Raw genomic sequence first — 18529 nt, forward strand, 5'->3', positions numbered from 1 at the left:
TTAGTCGCATTATAAGAGTACACAACCAAAAGGAAGGCACCATTCGGTGTCTTTTTGCATTATATTTAATAAGTGAACAATGTGCTTTGTGAGCCAATCAGCGGCTATTTATTTGTGCTGTTATCATAATAATGATATCCATTGAGCAGAGTGCTATCGCTGCGATATTGACGGGGTATAATGGCCAGATAGCGCCACTAACCAGCAGTAATTGATATTGACGCGGCATGGTTCTTACTGCCGTTTTGAGCTAGTAATATTACGAGCGCTTTTCAATGGGATCCACTATGCCATTTCGTCGTTTCAGACTGAATAAGTTCCTGTCCCGGCTTGGTTTTTCTTGCATGGTATTTTTACTGTTTCTGTTGCTAGGTGCTGTTGTGATTTATGGGCAAACCAAAGCAAATATGCATCAGGATGCAGAGACCAAACTATTACAAGGTAGGGTGCGCTTCGATCAGATATTTAATAACTTGCAACATGCGGCTATCCAAGTCGAAACCGGACTGGGAAAACCTTGCTTGCAAGTTGTACAGAACTTACGGGATCAAGTGGTCATGGTGCCAGATGTTCGCTCTGTCTCTTTTGCCAAGGGTTCGACCATTTATTGCTCCTCAATATATGGCCCGCTTTCTGCCCCTTTTGATTTAAATGTATTTGTCGATGGGCAACTCGAGTTAATGTCGGGTAATGATGTTACACCCGACCGCGCTTTAATGGTGTACCGGCAGGAACGAGGTGATTACAGTATTTTGGTTGCCGTCGATGGCTATTACCTGCGTAGTATCCTTAATCTGCTGAGTGGTGATATTCAGTTGCAACTGAGAGTGGGTAATCAGTGGATGGACGCGGCAGGTGCAGTACATGTCGGCGCGCCTCAGAAGAAGGGGGAGTTACTCTATTTGGCGTCAGATAAGTTTGCTTATTCGTTGAGCACAACACTCTCTAATCAGCAATATTTGGCCTACGTTTGGCAATATACTCAAGGTAGCCTGATATTCTTCATCTTAATGAGTATCGGATCAGCTGTACTTGTTTTTTGGTTATCGGGCCGAGCGGCATCACCCACTCAGGTATTAAAACAGGCATTAGAAAATAACGAGTTTATTCCTTACATGCAGCCCATTGTTTCGGGTAAAGAGAAATATTGGATTGGCTGTGAAGTATTAATGCGCTGGCAACATCCTGGGCAGGGAATGATTCAACCAAATCATTTTATTCCGATGGCCGAGGATAGCGAACTGATTGTGCCAATGACTCGTTCTATTATGCAGCAGGTGAGTGCAAGATTTGCCCCTTATGTAAATCAATTACCGGAAGGTTTCCATTTTGGCTTTAATATTAGCGCCAACCATTGCCGTGATTTGAGCCTATTAGATGACTGCCGTAATTTCATTCAGGCTTTTGGCGGCAATAAAATTAATATTACGCTGGAATTAACCGAGCGCAAATTGATTGTTGCAGATGAGATGACTGACCGATTATTCGCAGAACTCCATGCTCTTGGTGTCTTTATTGCTATTGACGATTTTGGCACCGGACATTCAAGTCTGAGTTACTTGCAGAAGTTTAAAGTCGATTTCTTGAAAATAGACCAAAGTTTTGTCGGCATGATTGGCTCCGATGCGCTCTCAAGTCACATTGTGGGTAATGTTATTGATTTGGCGACCCGACTGGGGTTACAGACGATTGCCGAGGGGGTCGAAAACGACACACAGATGCGTTATTTGCAGGCTCACAATGTTGATTACCTGCAAGGCTATATGTTTGGCCGGCCGATGCCTATGAGCGAATTTGCCAAATATATGTTCCATTAAGAGCTGTTGTTTGATCTGACATATTAAGAAAAATAAAAGGGTACCTGCAAAGGCACCCTTTTACGGTCAGTGACCCGTCATAAAGCACTAATTAGAGCACCGCGACGATAGCTTCACATAGTGGAGCCATGTTGTCCGGCGTCATACCAGCAACGTTGACTCGACCAGAGTTAACCGCGTAAACAGCGAACTCATTACGCAGGCGTAGAACTTGCTCTTTGGTCAGGCCACTGAACGAGAACATGCCATTCTGGTTAATGATAAAGCTGAAATCTTGTTTCGCGCCTTTTTCCTGCAACGTATTCACAAACAACTGACGCATACGGTGGATTCGCTGGCGCATATCGGTCAGTTCTTGTTCCCAAATCGCGCGCAGTGCTGGGGTGCTCAAAATTGTGGCAACTACAGAGGCGCCATGCGCTGGTGGGTTAGAGTAGTTAGCACGGATAACCGCTTTAACCTGACTGAACGCAATATCAGCTACATCGTTGCTGGCTGCAACGACAGTGCAAGCCCCAACACGCTCGTTGTACAGGCCGAAGTTTTTTGAATAAGAGCTGCAAACAATCAACTCTTGATGTGTCGCGGCGAAAATTCGCAGGCCCTGAGCATCTTCTTCCAGCCCTTTGGCAAAGCCCTGATAAGCGAAGTCAAACAGTGGCAACCAACCTTTAGCTACTGACAGTTCAGCCAGTTGGCTCCACTGGGCTTCAGTTGGATCGATGCCGGTTGGGTTATGGCAGCAGCCATGGAACAGCACGACGTCGCCAGCCTGAGCTTCTGACAGGCTATTTAATAGCCCATCGAAATCTAGCGCATGGTTCGCTGCGTCATAATAAGCATACTCAACCACTTCCAGCCCGGCAGCAGCGAAGATATTTTTATGGTTCGGCCAGCTTGGATTACTGACCCAGACACGTTTGGCGCTGGTTTGGTGGGCGATAAAATCAGCAGCGATACGTAACCCGCCAGTCCCACCAGGGGTTTGAGCGGTACGCGCACGTTTATCGGCGATAATGGCGCTCTGGCTACCGAACAACAGTTCCTGAGTGCAACTGGCGAAAGCCGGTAGGCCACCAATATCCAGATAGTTTTTGGTAACTTCGTTTTCCAGCAAATACTGCTCAGCTTTTTTCACGCTGGTGAGCACCGGCGTTTTACCGGTTTCGTCTTTGTAGACGCCGATCCCCAGGTTGATTTTATTAGGGCGGTCATCCGCGCGGAAAATATCGGTCAGGCCCAGAATAGGGTCCGCAGGTGCAGCAGTGATTTTTTCAAACATGTCAGAGGCTTCCATGGCTTAGCGTTAAGCAAACAGAACCATCAGGGTAACGCCAGTTGCGCTCTTTGCCAACCGTTTGCGATAAAAAGAAATGAATGTTGTGAGGCGGGGGGATTCAGGGTGAAAAATCGGCACAATAGAGTCATTGACAGCGGAATATCCCTATATTTTGGCTAAGGATAGAAACAAAAAGGCAGAGCCGAAGCCCTGCCTTTTTTCAACTTATGTCAGCAGATAAACTGCCTGATTAAGTTTAACTTAGAACTGGTAAACCAAGCCAACACCAACAACGTCGTCTGTCATCAGACCGTTAGCATCGGTGAAGTTGTCTTTATCCAGCAAGTTGATTTTGTAATCAACATAGGTGGTCATGTTTTTGTTGAACGCGTAGTAAGTACCAACAGAAACATATTTCAACAGATCATGGTTGTCATCGGTATTGTTGTTCAGGTCCTTACCTTTAGACTGTACATAGCCTAAAGATGGACGCAGACCGAAGTCGAACTGGTATTGTGCGGTGATTTCAATATCACGAGTCTTGTTAGCAACTGAATCATTGCCAAATGGAGTCATGTTTTGAGTTTCAGCATACATTACAGCCAGGTATACGTTGTTTGCGTCGTATTTAGCACCAACGTTCCATGCCTGAGCTTTTTCGCCTTCAGCAAATGTTGGGTTAGTCAGGTGAGCATCTTTCTGCAGGTTAGTACGGTTAGCAGAAGAGAAACCAGCACCGAAGTTCACGCCGTAACCGATATCATAAGTAGAAGAGATACCGAAACCGTCACCGTTCTGAGTAGTCAGGAAGCCATCACGACCAGTTTCGTTTTTGCCTTGATATTGCAGAGCAAAGTTCAGACCATCAACCAGACCGAAGAAGTTGGTGTTACGGTAAGTTGCCAGACCAGTAGAACGGCCAGTCATATAGTTGTCAGAGTTGGAGATTGAATCACCACCAAACACTGGCAGCATGTCGGTCCATGCGTTAACGTCATAGATTACGCCGTAGTTACGGCCGTAGTCGAATGAACCGAACTCAGCAAATTTCAGACCAGCAAAGCCCAGACGGGTTTTGTTGCCTTTGCCTTCTTGAGCTTCAGCGTTGTTAGCCTGAATGTTATATTCCCACTGGCCGTAACCGGTCAGTTGGTCAGTAATTTGGGTTTCACCTTTGAAGCCAAAACGAACATAAGATTTGTCACCGTCTTCGCCTTTGGCATCAGAGAACTGGTGACGCGCGTCAACTTTACCGTACAGGTCAAGTTTGTTGCCGTCTTTGTTGTAGATTTCTGCTGCATTAGCTGCGCCAGCTGCTAACAATGCTGGGATTACTACTGCAAGAATATTGCGCTTCATCATTATTATTACCCTCATTGGTTTTATTCGGACACCTGCCACTGCCGCCAATAATTTTTTTGGAACTATTGTTGAGAGTTTGGTGTCGTCTGTGTCTGAACGCAGTGTTCCATTCGCAGGGCTTATAATCCAGACCGAAAATGCTACCAATTACCTGAATATGTTTCAGTGGGATACTATTTGTTACTAAATGTAAATTTAAGGGAACTTTGTGACTTAGATCTAACTTTAAAAAATGACAAAAGCCAGCTGAGCTGGCTTTTATTTATACAAATAAACATTTTTTTTCGAAATGACGAACTTAGAAGCTGGCATTTCTCGGTGTGCGTGGGAATGGAATGACATCCCGAACGTTCTGAACCCCAGTTACATAGGAGATCAAACGCTCAAATCCAAGGCCAAATCCTGAATGCGGTACAGTGCCGTAGCGACGCAGATCACGATACCACCAATAATCTTCTTTATTGAGGCCCATCTCTTCCAGACGCGCATCCAACACATCTAAGCGCTCTTCACGTTGTGAACCCCCGATGATTTCACCAATTCCCGGCGCCAATACATCCATCGCCGCAACGGTTTTGCCATCTTCGTTCATACGCATATAGAAAGCTTTAATGTCTTTCGGATAGTTTTTAACCACTACCGGTGCTTTAAAGTGTTTCTCAGCCAAATAGCGTTCATGCTCAGAAGATAAATCAATGCCCCAAGAGACGTCATTCTCAAATTTTTGACCTGATGCTTTCAGGATCTCGATAGCGTCGGTGTAGTTAACCTGAGCAAAGTCAGAGGTAACAAAGCGTTGCAAGCGATCTAACGCATCTTTATCTACCCGTTCAGCGAAGAACTTCATATCATCGGCACGTTCGTTCAGTACCGCCTGGAAAACGTATTTCAACATTTTCTCGGCCAAGCCGGCGACATCATCCAGTGAGGCAAAGGCAACCTCTGGCTCTACCATCCAGAATTCAGCCAAATGACGACTGGTATTGGAGTTTTCAGCACGGAAAGTTGGGCCGAAAGTGTAAACCTTAGATAACGCACTGGCGTAGGTTTCACCATTTAGCTGGCCGGACACAGTCAGGAAGGCCTCTTTACCGAAGAAGTCCTCGCTGAAATCGACAGCACCGGTATCAGTGCGTGGCAGATTTTCCAGATCTAAGGTGGAGACACGGAACATTTCACCGGCACCTTCGGTATCTGAAGCGGTGATCAGTGGTGTAGAAACCCAGAAATAGCCATTTTCATCGAAGAAACGATGGATCGCCTGTGCCAAAGTATGGCGAACACGGGCCACTGCACCAATCAGGTTAGTCCGTGGGCGCAAGTGAGCGACTTCACGCAAATATTCGATACTGTGACGTTTTGCCGCCATCGGGTAGGTATCGGGGTCATCAACCCAACCTACCACTTTAATTGCAGTAGCTTGAATTTCAAAACTCTGTCCTTCACCTGGTGAGGCCACCACTGTCCCGGTGACTTCGACTGAACAACCGGTAGTCAGATGCAGCACTTCATCCTGATAATTAGGCAAAGTATTATTCACGACGGCCTGTAACGGGTCAAAGCAGGAACCGTCATAAACGGCAACGAAGGAGATACCCGCTTTAGAATCTCTCCGGGTACGCACCCAACCGCGTACGGTGACTTCACTGTCAACCGCAGCACGGCCTTGCAGTACGTCGACTACAGGCACTACGCTCATAGATTTCTCTCTTTAATAGTTTTGATATAGAAATAGTTAACAACCCAAGAAAATGGGGATATTGCTATGTTACTTGCGACAGTGCAGGACACAAGTAGAAATCACCAGTTTAGTGCAACATTTCTGTGCTTATTTCTGAATAGAGGCGACACAATTCAGGGCTGATTTTAATTGAGGGGGATGGAGTGGTGGGAAAATGTGCAACTCAGGCAAATAGCTGGGCGGTTTCGCGACCCAGCTATTGATCAATAAATACAAAAAAACGGTGCTCGAGGTTAACTGGCTTTCTTGACTAAAGGCAGGGCAAAGGCTTCACGTAACTCATCAACAAAAGCAGGGTCATGACAAATGGTTTTACCAGGGCTATCAGAAAGCTTAGCTACTGGTTTGTCGTTGCACTCAATTAGCTTGATAACAATATTGAGTGGCTTAACCCCGGGGATATCGCAAGTTAAACGCGTACCAATACCAAACACCAATTGAATTCGTTGGTAGAAGTGGCGGTAGAGCGATAATGCTTTTTCCAAGTCCAGATTATCTGAAAACACCAATGTTTTGCTCATTGGGTCAATACCCAGCTTCTCATAATGGGCGATCGCTTTCTCTCCCCATTCGACTGGATCACCCGAGTCATGGCGTAATCCCTGATAGCGACTGGCGAATATTTGATCGAAATCGCGTAAAAAAGCATCCATGGTAATACAGTCGGTCAATGCTACGCCGAGTTGATCGGGATACTCATCCAACCAGACTTGTAGCGCCACGCGCTGGCTGTTGGCCAGAACTGGGCTTATCTGCTGATGCGCCTGGAACCATTCATGGGCCTGAGTGCCCACTGGCGTTAATGCCAACTTGCGTGCTAAATCATAGTTGCTGGTCCCGACCAGATAAGGGAACTCCTCTTTTAAGCTACTGACGATGGCATATTGTATTTCACGCGAAAAACGGCGGCGAGAGCCAAAGTCCATTAACTTAAAGTGAGTAATATCAATATCAGCGCTAAGCAACTTAAACTGTTGCAGCTTGTTGCGCAGTTGCTGGACCGCCTGGGCGGTCGAAACATCCACAGAGCGGCGGCGATGGACAATTTCACTGATCACTGCCAGTAGCGGCACTTCCCATAAAATCGTTTCACACCATAAGCCGGCAATACGAATCTCTAACTTACCGCTGTTATCCGATACAGTGACCTGCTCGGGATTAAAGCGAAAAGTACGCAGCCAGTTCAGATAGTCAGCTTGAAAGAAGGGTAAGCCGGAGAGGTAGAGATACTCATCATCGGTCAGCGCTAATTGGCTCATTAATACTATCTGGTGGCGGATTTCGTCGGCATATTTGCCCAACAGCTCATCACCACGGCAGCGAAATTCAGCGGCAACGGTAATATAGCGATAGCGATGGAACACGGCTTGCTGCATGTGAAGCTTATATGCATCGGTATCAAGCAATGAAGTCAAAATCGGTGAGGCGTCTTGAGTCATGGCGCTATACAGCATCCTCGTAGCAACATTTCCGTAGTCGGCATAAACGATAAAGTCACGGGAGTATACCGAGATTATCCTGTTATTGAAGCTTCATCACACCATAAATGCTAATCCGAGGTCTAGGTTTAAACGTGCCATTAGCTCTGAATCGGAAATAGTAAATAGCTATATCTTTAGGCATTCCCACTCACGGATATCACCCAAGGCGGCAAAGTGGGTATCCAGCGCGGGTAAAGACGCCATGAACGCCGGACAATAACTGCGCTACTGCTCACCAATTGCAAACCTATCATTGACTTGCGAACTGGCGCGAAAAATTCACAATCAGTGCCAGATTTTCCCTAATAGCACGGGTTCTCAACTAGGTTTTTCTAACAATTGTGATACATTGAAACGCTATCTGGGTCTGGGGCGAAGTCAATGGCAGTCATGTTCTTAAGCCCCACCAACTATAAATACAGACCTGATAATCATACTCACAGATGACGTCAAAAGGGTTTCTATGACACAACAGCCGCAAGCTAAATACCGTCACGATTATCGTGCGCCGGATTACACCATCACCGATATCGATCTGGACTTCGCACTGGATGCGCAAAAAACGACGGTAACGGCGGTCAGTAAAGTAAAACGTCAGGCAACCGAAGTGACACCGCTGATCTTAGATGGTGAAGATCTCACGTTAATCAGTATCAGCATTGATGGGCAAGCATGGCCTCATTATCATCTGCAGGATAATTCGCTGATTATTGAGCAATTACCCGCATATTTCACACTGACAATCGTCAATGATATCCACCCGGCGACAAACAGCGCGCTTGAGGGGCTATATCTTTCCGGTGAAGCGTTATGTACCCAGTGTGAGGCCGAAGGCTTCCGGCATATTACCTACTACTTAGACCGCCCTGATGTGCTGGCCCGTTTTACAACCCGCATTGTTGCTGACAAGTCTCGCTATCCGTATCTGCTTTCTAATGGTAACCGGGTAGGGCAAGGGGAACTGGAAGATGGCCGCCATTGGGTAAAATGGGAAGACCCATTCCCAAAACCTTGTTACCTGTTTGCACTGGTTGCCGGTGATTTTGATGTCTTACGCGATAAGTTCATTACCCGTTCTGGCCGTGAAGTGGCACTGGAACTTTTTGTTGATCGGGGCAATTTAGATCGCGCAGACTGGGCGATGACCTCACTGAAGAACTCCATGAAGTGGGATGAGACCCGTTTTGGTCTGGAATATGACCTCGATATCTATATGATCGTTGCGGTTGATTTCTTCAACATGGGTGCCATGGAGAATAAAGGGTTGAATGTATTCAACTCAAAATATGTTCTGGCAAAAGCAGAAACCGCGACAGATAAAGATTATCTGAATATTGAAGCGGTTATTGGTCATGAATATTTCCATAACTGGACCGGCAACCGAGTCACTTGCCGTGATTGGTTCCAGTTAAGTTTGAAAGAAGGGTTAACAGTATTCCGTGATCAAGAGTTTAGCTCTGATTTAGGCTCACGTTCTGTTAATCGCATTGAAAATGTACGCGTCATGCGCGCAGCACAGTTCGCGGAAGACGCCAGCCCAATGGCCCATGCGATTCGCCCAGATAAAGTCATCGAGATGAACAACTTCTATACCCTAACGGTATATGAAAAAGGCTCAGAAGTGATCCGCATGATGCATACCTTGCTAGGTGAACAGCAGTTCCAGGCGGGGATGCAGCTCTATTTTGAGCGCCATGATGGCAGTGCGGCGACCTGTGATGATTTCGTCCAGGCAATGGAAGATGCATCTAATGTTGATCTCTCCTTATTCCGCCGCTGGTATAGTCAATCTGGCACTCCAATACTGACGGTACGTGATGATTATGATGCAGAAAAGCAGCAGTATCATTTGCACGTTAGCCAAAAAACCTTACCAACCGCTGATCAGCCAGAAAAACTGCCATTACATATCCCACTGGATATTGAGCTATATGACAGTAAAGGCAATGTGATCGCGTTGCAAAGAGATGGCTTGCCAGTTCATCATGTGCTGAATGTGACCGAAGCTGAACAGACCTTTACCTTTGATAATGTTGAACATACACCAATCCCATCCTTGCTGCGTGAATTCTCCGCGCCAGTTAAATTGGATTATAGCTATAGCGATCAGCAGCTCACTTTCCTGATGCAGCATGCGCGCAATGAATTCTCTCGTTGGGATGCGGCGCAAAGTCTGTTGGCAACCTATATCAAGCTTAATGTTGCTAAATATCAGCAGAAACAGCCATTGACTCTGCCTGCCCACGTGGCTGATGCCTTCCGCGCAATATTACTTGATGAAAATCTTGATCCTGCGTTAGCCGCACAGATCCTGACACTGCCATCAGAAAATGAAATTGCAGAACTGTTTACCACCATTGATCCGCAGGCTATCAGTGCAGTGCATGAAGCGATTACACGTTGCTTGGCTCAAACACTGTCCGATGAGCTGCTGGCTGTTTATGTGGCGAATTTAACGCCGGTTTATCGCATTGAACACGGTGATATCGCCAAGCGGGCATTGCGCAATACTTGCCTGAGTTATCTGGCATTTGGTGACGAGGAGTTTGCTAACAAGCTGGTCTCTTCACAATATCACCAGGCCGATAATATGACTGATTCGCTGGCAGCAATGGCCGCAGCAGTTGCAGCACAGTTACCTTGCCGCGATGAGTTACTGGCCGCCTTTGATCTTCGCTGGAACCACGATGGCTTGGTGATGGATAAATGGTTTGCGCTGCAAGCGACCAGTCCGGCGGTAGATGTTCTGACTCAGGTGCGGGCTTTGCTTAAGCATCCAGCATTTAGTTTGAGCAATCCAAATCGGACTCGTTCATTGATCGGCAGTTTTGCCTCTGGCAATCCAGCAGCATTTCATGCCAGCGATGGTAGCGGCTATCAATTCCTAGTGGAGATTCTCAGTGATTTGAACACCCGTAACCCGCAGGTTGCTGCACGATTGATTGAGCCTTTGATCCGGCTGAAACGTTATGACGCAGGGCGTCAGGCTCTGATGCGTCAGGCATTGGAACAATTGAAAACGTTGGAAAACTTATCCGGTGATCTGTTCGAGAAGATAACCAAGGCGCTGGCTGCATAAACCTGGCGGTATAGTCTCTGACTAAATAAGAGGCGTAGGGTAAATAGATGACTGACCATAATGAATCACCGGTCAGCCAGATTATCTTCCCCATTAAGGAGGGCAGTAATGCCCTCTCAGGCTGCTAACAAACCCCGATGACGCGATCTGGAACGGGAGAGGACGGGTAGAAGAGTAAAGCGTCTGCGCCAGGGATGGCGCGGCTCGAGCCTCCAGGGAGGGATTGACGGCGTCTTTACGATCTAGCTGTTCTCTCCGCAACCGGCACTTTGTCAATAACCTCAGAGGGCAGTAATGCCCCCTTTATCTCTCATTACCTGCAAATAATTAACACTTTGTTAGCAAGAAAGTGGCGCTTGCGACTCTTTGCGTGGCTTTACTTAGCAAACGTTTACTTTCCCGAAAGATGAATTTACCATTCCCTCATCTATCCGCATGTTGGAAGTCGGTCAACTAACCGCTGTGAATTGGTGTCGCCACACAAATTGAACGCCAATGGTTGTAGAACGACAGAATTAATACCTACCAACGGTTTGTCACCGGTCGCTCAGGAGATCACATGTACTATCCTCTCGTCAAAAAAGCACTCTTTCAGCTTGATCCAGAACGTGCCCATGAATTTACGTTCCGCCAGTTAAAACGTGTTACCGGTACACCGCTTGAGTTTTTGGTACGCCAGTCGGTGCCAACTAAGCCGGTAAGCTGCATGGGTCTGTCATTCAAAAACCCGTTGGGTTTGGCTGCCGGTCTGGATAAAGATGGCGAGTGTATTGATGCGCTAGGCGCAATGGGCTTTGGCTTTATCGAAGTCGGAACAGTGACACCACGACCACAGTCAGGTAATGACAAGCCAAGATTATTCAGGATCGTTGAAGCTGAAGGTTTGATCAACCGGATGGGATTTAATAATCATGGGGTTGATAACTTAATTGAAAATGTCAAAAAATCACATTTTGGCGGTATTTTAGGCATTAATATCGGCAAGAATAAAGATACGCCAGTAGAACAAGGTAAAGAAGATTACTTGATTTGTATGGATAAAATATATCCATACGCGGGATATATTGCGATTAATATTTCCTCACCTAATACACCTGGATTACGATCTTTACAGTACGGTGAGGCATTAGATGACCTATTAGCAGCAATTAAAGATAAACAAACCGAATTGCATGCACGACACAATAAGTACGTTCCGGTTGCAGTAAAGATCGCGCCGGATCTTACGGAAGAAGAATTGATCCAAATAGCTGACAGTTTAGTTCGCCATAATATAGATGGTGTTATTGCCACTAATACAACACTCGATCGCTCTCTAATACAAGGATTAGATTATTGCGAACAAGCCGGTGGTTTAAGTGGTCGACCATTACAATTACGCAGCACTGAAGTGATTCGTCGTTTATCACAAGAGTTGCAAGGGCGTCTGCCAATTATTGGTGTCGGTGGAATTGATTCAGTCACCGCCGCTCGGGAAAAAATGGCTGCCGGTGCGTCATTGATTCAAATTTATTCCGGATTTATCTTCCGTGGACCCGGTTTGATTAAGAATATCGTTACTCATATCTAATTATTTATCTTCATTACATGCCGGGGGGTTTATTTATTCCTCCGGCTCGTCTATATTTTACTCCGGTAGATTAAATATACAGCGAAAGCCTTAAATGAATTTAATCCCCCTTGATGGGTGAATACTCAGTTATTGAGTCAATGATATGGCAGCATGGCGGGAAGGAAAAATATGCGAATTAAACCAGACGATAAATGGCGTTGGTATTTTGATACCGAACATGACCGACTGATGTTGGATTTAGCCAATGGTATGATATTTCGCTCGCGTTTCCCGTCTAAAATGCTCACCCCAGATGCTTTTGATGAATCTGCATTTTGCGTTGACGATGCTGCACTCTATTTTGAATTTGAAGATCAATGCCGCCAAATTAAGTTGAGTAATGAACAACGTTCAGAATTGGTGTTAAATGCACTGGTCGCATTTCGTTACTTAAAGCCGTTAATGCCTAAAAGCTGGTATTTTGCTCAACAGGCTAAATCATTTGCGCCGCAAAATGCTGAACTGGCCGTGGTGAAAGTATTAGATAGCGGAGAGGAGGTTCGTTTGTTAGTGGTTGAGTCAGGTGACTCCGCCAGCTTATGCTTATTAGCGCAGTCTCAGGTAGTATTAGCTGGCCGCCAGTTGGTGCTGGGTGATGCGATAAAGATAATGAACGACCGCTTATTGCCACTCGTGATTGAAGAGATTTATACCGCACCAGCTTTCAACCTTGACCGGGCGGTATAATTCTCGGCAGTTTAAAATCGATTGGCTCTATTAGAGGCTTATTTACCACTGAGTGTAATGTCGCCCTTAGGAATACAGCTACAACAAAGAATCGTTCCGTCATTGCTAATGGCACTCTGTTTTAATGGTGCAACTTCGCCATCCACTAAGGTAATTCTACAACTACCACATATCCCAGCTCGGCATGAATAGGGTATACGGATATTCTGTTGTTCCAGTTGCTCCAACAACACCTGCTGATTATTGCCATTAAAGCGGATGCCATTATATTCAATGGATACCGCTTTGGATTGATCTTGTGGTGCATTAACGCTTTCAATGATGATACCTGCGGCGTAAGGCCGTGGTGGTTTGGTTGACAGAATTTCGACTTCATCGCCGACGCGAATAATACCACTGTTTCTGGCCACCATATTCTGACCAAAATCGATATCGCCATTCTCCGCCGTTCGGAATGTCTGCAGTGTCCGCAATGGCTCGCCGGTTGGATGTTTCCGTCCACGCTCAACGCTGACTGTGGTTAATACACAGCGGCTACATGGCTTAACCAGATCAAAGGTAATATCGCCGACACGGATAACTTTCCAACTGTCCTCGGCAAATGCACTCGCACCGGTCACCACTAAATTTGGCCGAAACTGTTCCAGCTTAATACTGCCGGGGCAGCGCTGTTGCAACTCTTTAAAGGATGCTTCGTTGATCAGCAGGTAAGGGAAGCCATCGGCAAAAGAGAGTGGAACTTCTGGCATCGGTTTTACCCGGCGGGTTAATTCCGTTCCAAGCCAGCGCAATTGCACTTCACGCTGAAAATAACCACTGAGCCAGTTGTTGATATCGGCAGGGGCAATCAGCGCTGTAAAATGATTTCCCCAAACTTCAGTCGGTTCGGCATTGGCTAAAAAATCATTAAAGCGGATACTGGCACTCTCGCCATCGGGGGCGGTGAGATATAAGCCGTCCGACATTAATGCCGGTGTAAACATCACCATCTTTGGATTTTGACGCGCAGTAATAAAAGTGCCATCCGGCTCAGTAATCATGAATACGCGGTCAAAAGCCAATCCGCTGCTGCTGACTTGAGCATGAGAAAGCTGTAAACCGCGCATGGATTTGACTGGATGAACGTAGAGTCGGGAGAGGGTAATCACCATTGCCTCCGTGCGTGTATAAAATTTAGAGGGAGCAACTTTATGACAAGCTGCTGGGATTAGCTATAATGCGCAACAATTTTCTTTTTGGTGATAGTGCGATATGAACTCTCTGTTTGCCAGCACGGCGCGTGGACTGGAAGAACTGTTAAAAAGCGAACTCGAAGCGCTGGGCGCTCACGACTGTAAAATAGTACAGGGTGGGGTACATTTTCAGGGCGACGATCGACTCATGTACCAAAGCTTGCTGTGGAGCCGGCTGGCTTCGCGCATCCTGTTACCGCTTAACGAATTTAAAGTTTACAGTGACTTGGACTTGTACCTTGGGGTGCAGGCGATTGATTGGCCGTCAATCTTTGGTTTAGATAAAACATTTGCCGTGCACTTTAGCGGCGTGAATGACGAAATCCGCAACAGTCAGTATGGTGCGCTGAAAGTCAAAGATGCCATTGTGGATAGCTTTACCCGCAAATTGGATCAGCGCCCGACCGTCGCCAAGCAGCAGCCGGATATCCGCGTTAATGTTTTCCTGCAACGGGATATGGCCAGTGTAGCACTTGATCTCAGTGGCGAAGGTCTGCATCAGCGTGGCTACCGTGACCTGACCGGTCAGGCTCCGCTGAAAGAGAATCTGGCTGCAGCAATCATTCAGCGTTCTGGCTGGCAGCCGGGTACGCCAATGGTCGATCCCATGTGTGGGTCCGGCACCTTGCTGATCGAAGCCGCCATGATGGCATCTGATCGTGCGCCGGGCCTGCATCGGTCACATTGGGGGTTCACTGGCTGGAGCGCGTTTAACGAAGATCTCTGGCGCGAATTGACCACTGAAGCGCAAGTTCGTGCGCGCACCGGTTTGCAAGAGACGACTTCCCGTTTCTTCGGTTCCGATATTGATCGTCGGGTGATTGAGATGGCACGGGCCAACGCCCGTCGTGCCGGGGTATCAGAGCTGATTACCTTTAATGCCAATGACGTCAGTAAACTGGTAAATCCATTGCCAGAAGGGCCTGTGGGCACGGTTATCAGTAACCCGCCTTATGGTGAGCGGCTGGAAAGTGAGCCGGCATTGATTGCGCTGCATAATATGCTCGGCCGCATTATGAAAACCGCATTCGGTGGCTGGCGCCTGTCACTGTTCAGTGCTTCGCCAGAGCTGCTAAGCTGCTTGCAATTACGCGCAGATCGCGAATTTAAAGCTAAAAATGGCCCACTTGATTGTGTGCAGAAAAACTACCAATTAGCGGCCAACCCACAGGGGGCGGGTGGTTTACAGGTGGCGGAGGATTACGCCAACCGTCTGCGTAAGAACGTGAAAAAACTGGATAAGTGGGCCAAACAGCAGGGTATCGAATGCTACCGCCTGTATGATGCCGATTTACCCGATTACAATGTAGCCGTCGATCGCTACGGCAGCAAAGTCGTGGTGCAGGAGTATGCGCCGCCGAAAACCATTGATGCACAAAAAGCGCGTCAGCGCCTGTTTGATGTGATTAATGCCACACTCGCGGTGTTGGATTTACCATCAAATCAGTTGGTGTTGAAAACCCGTGAACGCCAGAAGGGCAAAAACCAATACGAAAAATTGGCACAAAAAGGTGAATTCCTGCTGGTGAGTGAGTATAACGCCAAGCTATGGGTTAACCTGACCGATTACCTCGATACGGGTCTGTTCCTTGATCACCGCATTGCTCGCCAGATGCTGGGCAAAATGAGTCAGGGCAAAGATTTCCTGAATCTGTTTGCCTATACCGGCACGGCAAGCGTCCATGCTGGTCTGGGTGGCGCGCGTAGTACGACCACGGTCGATATGTCGCGTACCTATCTGGAGTGGGCTGAGAAGAATCTGCGGGCGAATGGCTTAACGGGCCAACAGCACCGTTTGATTCAAGCCGATTGCCTCTCTTGGTTGAGTAATACCGATGAGCAATTCGATGTGATCTTCATCGATCCACCGACGTTCTCCAACTCCAAGCGTATGGAGACCACCTTTGATGTTCAGCGCGATCATTTGGTGCTGATGAAAGAACTTAAACGGTTACTGCGCCGTCAGGGGACAATCATGTTCTCTAACAATAAGCGTGGTTTCCAGATGGATTTGGCCGGGATAGAGGCGTTGGGGCTGGAAGCGAAAGAGATAACCGCGCAGACGCAATCTGAAGACTTTGCCCGTAATCGTCAAATTCACAACTGCTGGCTGGTGACTCACCGCCGCGAGGAAAAGTAAAAACTATGTCGTTAATTAGCATGTCCGGTGCCTGGCTCTCCTTCAGCGACGCGCCTTTATTAGATAATACTGAATTGCATATTGAGGCAAACGAGCGCGTTTGTCTGGTGGGCCGCAATGGCGCGGGTAAATCCACCTTGTTGAAAATTCTAAGCAAAGAAGTTCCGCTGGATGATGGCCGTATCATTTATGAGCAGGATTTGATTGTGGCGCGTCTACAACAAGATCCTCCGCGCAATGTGGCCGGCACCGTGTTTGATTTTGTCGCGGAAGGGGTGCAGGAGCAGGCAGAACATCTGAAGGCTTACCATGCCACGCTGCACGATGTAGAGCTTGATCCAAGCGAGAAGAATCTGAATCGCTTGGCCGCGCTACAGGAAATTCTTGACCATCAGGGGCTGTGGCAGTTAGATAGTCGCATCCAGGAAGTGCTGGTTCAGTTGGGGCTATCGGCCGATGCTGAACTCTCATCACTGTCCGGTGGTTGGCTGCGTAAAGCAGCATTAGGCCGCGCACTGGTGAGCTCACCAAAAGTGCTGCTGCTGGATGAACCGACCAACCATTTGGATATTGAAACCATCAACTGGCTGGAAGGTTTCCTGAAAGATTTCCAGGGCAGCATCGTGTTTATCTCCCATGACCGCTCCTTTATCCGCGCAATGGCGACACGCATTGTCGATCTTGATCGCGGTAAATTGGTGTCATGGCCGGGTAACTATGAGCTGTATCTTGCCAGCAAAGAAGAGGCACTGCGGGTTGAAGAGCTGCAAAATGCAGAGTTTGACCGCAAACTGGCGCAAGAAGAGGTGTGGATCCGCCAGGGCATCAAAGCACGACGCACACGTAACGAGGGCCGTGTTCGGGCCTTGAAAGCATTACGGATGGAGCGTTCGGCGCGCCGTGAAGTGATGGGCACTGCCAAGATGCAAGTGGAAGAGACGGTGCGCTCAGGCAAAATCGTCTTTGATCTGGAAAATGTCAATTATCAAGTTGATGGCAAAGTGCTGGTGAAAGATTTTACTGCGCAAGTACAGCGTGGTGACAAAATTGCCTTGGTCGGCCCGAATGGTTGCGGTAAAACCACCTTGCTGAAATTGATGCTCGGTCAGCTTAAAGCGGACAGCGGCAAAGTGCATTGCGGCACCAAACTGGAAGTGGCCTATTTTGACCAGCACCGTGCAGAGCTTGATCCCGAGCGCACGGTAATGGATAACCTGGCCGAAGGTAAACAAGAAGTGATGGTCAATGGTCGTTCACGCCATGTGTTGGGCTATCTGCAAGACTTCCTGTTCCACCCGAAACGTGCCATGACACCAGTGAAAGCCCTGTCTGGTGGTGAGCGTAACCGCCTGTTATTGGCTAAGTTATTCCTTAAGCCAAGTAACTTGTTGATCCTCGATGAACCGACCAATGACCTGGATGTGGAGACACTGGAGCTGTTGGAGGAGATGGTTGATAGCTATCAGGGCACGGTATTGCTGGTGAGTCATGACCGTCAATTCGTTGATAACTCGGTGACTGAATGCTGGATCTTTGAAGGTAACGGTCAAATCAGCAGCTTTGTGGGCGGTTATTATGATGCTCACCAACAGCGTGCTGAGGCAAAACCTATTCGTCAGGTGGCCGCTAAGGTGGAAGAGACCAAAGCTGCCGCACCGGCAAAAAGCAATGCAGCGGCGGTCAAGCGCCCGGGTAAGCTGAGCTATAACTTGCAGCGCGAGCTGGATCAGTTACCGCAGCAGCTAGAAAAGCTGGAAAATGAGATCAGTGGCTTACAGGCTCAGGTTAGCCACTCAAATTTCTTCTCCCGTCCGCATGAAGAGACACAACAGGTCTTGAAAGCATTAGCCGATGCCGAACAGGCGTTAGAAGTTGCGTTTAGTCGTTGGGAAGAGCTGGAAGCTCAGAAAAATGGCTAAAAACGCATAATCACTGCTCTATCAGCTGACACAATAGCCCACGTTATAATGCTATTGTGTCTATTGTTATATTACGCCTCTTGATAGAACGGTGTTCAGCTATGCCCTTCAATGATGAAGGGCATATATAGCCGTAAGGAATGAGATATTGTGTTCTATTATTCAGCCTGAGCACGGCGA

11 protein-coding genes are annotated in these 18529 nt (G+C 47.4%); 6 read left to right on the top strand and 5 right to left on the bottom strand.

From position 1 onward, the window contains the following. Positions 1-287: 287 nt before the first annotated feature. Positions 288-1817, top strand: a complete 1530-nt coding sequence (locus FFE93_RS08130) for a cyclic diguanylate phosphodiesterase (RefSeq protein WP_049601399.1) — start codon at positions 288-290, stop codon at positions 1815-1817. Between the two features lie 91 nt (positions 1818-1908). Here FFE93_RS08130 and FFE93_RS08135 read toward each other — a convergent pair whose 3' ends face one another. The 4 genes from FFE93_RS08135 to pncB all read right to left on the bottom strand — a co-directional run bounded on the left by FFE93_RS08135 (position 1909) and on the right by pncB (position 7638). Continuing rightward, positions 1909-3099, bottom strand: coding sequence for an amino acid aminotransferase (locus FFE93_RS08135; RefSeq protein ID WP_049601396.1), 1191 nt, complete (start codon positions 3097-3099; stop codon positions 1909-1911). A 258-nt stretch (positions 3100-3357) separates the two neighbouring features. Then, positions 3358-4455: a porin OmpF gene (gene ompF / locus FFE93_RS08140; protein WP_186367716.1), complete on the bottom strand. Its 1098-nt coding sequence runs from the start codon at positions 4453-4455 to the stop codon at positions 3358-3360. A gap of 301 nt (positions 4456-4756) precedes the next feature. Next, a complete protein-coding gene (gene asnS, locus FFE93_RS08145) occupies positions 4757-6157 on the bottom strand; it encodes an asparagine--tRNA ligase (RefSeq protein ID WP_004873772.1) in 1401 nt (466 codons plus the stop codon). Between the two features lie 275 nt (positions 6158-6432). Further along, the gene (gene pncB / locus FFE93_RS08150; RefSeq protein WP_138775022.1) at positions 6433-7638 is read right to left on the bottom strand and encodes a nicotinate phosphoribosyltransferase; all 1206 of its coding nucleotides are present in this window, start codon (positions 7636-7638) and stop codon (positions 6433-6435) included. A 505-nt stretch (positions 7639-8143) separates the two neighbouring features. Here pncB and pepN point away from each other — a divergent pair. The 3 genes from pepN to FFE93_RS08165 all read left to right on the top strand — a co-directional run bounded on the left by pepN (position 8144) and on the right by FFE93_RS08165 (position 13058). Further along, positions 8144-10759, top strand: coding sequence for an aminopeptidase N (gene pepN / locus FFE93_RS08155; protein WP_005278370.1), 2616 nt, complete (start codon positions 8144-8146; stop codon positions 10757-10759). Positions 10760-11318: 559 nt separating this feature from the next. Next, positions 11319-12329, top strand: a complete 1011-nt coding sequence (pyrD, locus tag FFE93_RS08160; RefSeq protein ID WP_054872801.1) for a quinone-dependent dihydroorotate dehydrogenase — start codon at positions 11319-11321, stop codon at positions 12327-12329. 171 nt (positions 12330-12500) lie between these two features. Next, the gene (locus FFE93_RS08165) at positions 12501-13058 is read left to right on the top strand and encodes a cell division protein ZapC (protein ID WP_032898811.1); all 558 of its coding nucleotides are present in this window, start codon (positions 12501-12503) and stop codon (positions 13056-13058) included. Between the two features lie 38 nt (positions 13059-13096). Here the strand turns inward: FFE93_RS08165 and FFE93_RS08170 are convergent, their stop codons facing one another. Next, positions 13097-14209 (bottom strand): YcbX family protein, encoded by a 1113-nt coding sequence (locus tag FFE93_RS08170; protein WP_005278766.1) that lies wholly within the window; start codon positions 14207-14209, stop codon positions 13097-13099. Positions 14210-14309: 100 nt separating this feature from the next. On the opposite strand from FFE93_RS08170, the gene rlmKL reads away from it, so the two are divergent. Continuing rightward, on the top strand, positions 14310-16430 hold the full coding sequence (rlmKL, locus tag FFE93_RS08175; protein WP_049601392.1) for a bifunctional 23S rRNA (guanine(2069)-N(7))-methyltransferase RlmK/23S rRNA (guanine(2445)-N(2))-methyltransferase RlmL: 2121 nt from the start codon (positions 14310-14312) through the stop codon (positions 16428-16430). Positions 16431-16435: 5 nt separating this feature from the next. After that, positions 16436-18349 (top strand): ABC transporter ATP-binding protein, encoded by a 1914-nt coding sequence (locus FFE93_RS08180; protein ID WP_032898813.1) that lies wholly within the window; start codon positions 16436-16438, stop codon positions 18347-18349. Positions 18350-18529: the final 180 nt, after the last annotated feature.

Origin of the sequence: Yersinia sp. KBS0713, assembly GCF_005937895.2 — a bacterium.
GTDB classification, from domain to species: Bacteria; Pseudomonadota; Gammaproteobacteria; order Enterobacterales; family Enterobacteriaceae; genus Yersinia; species Yersinia bercovieri.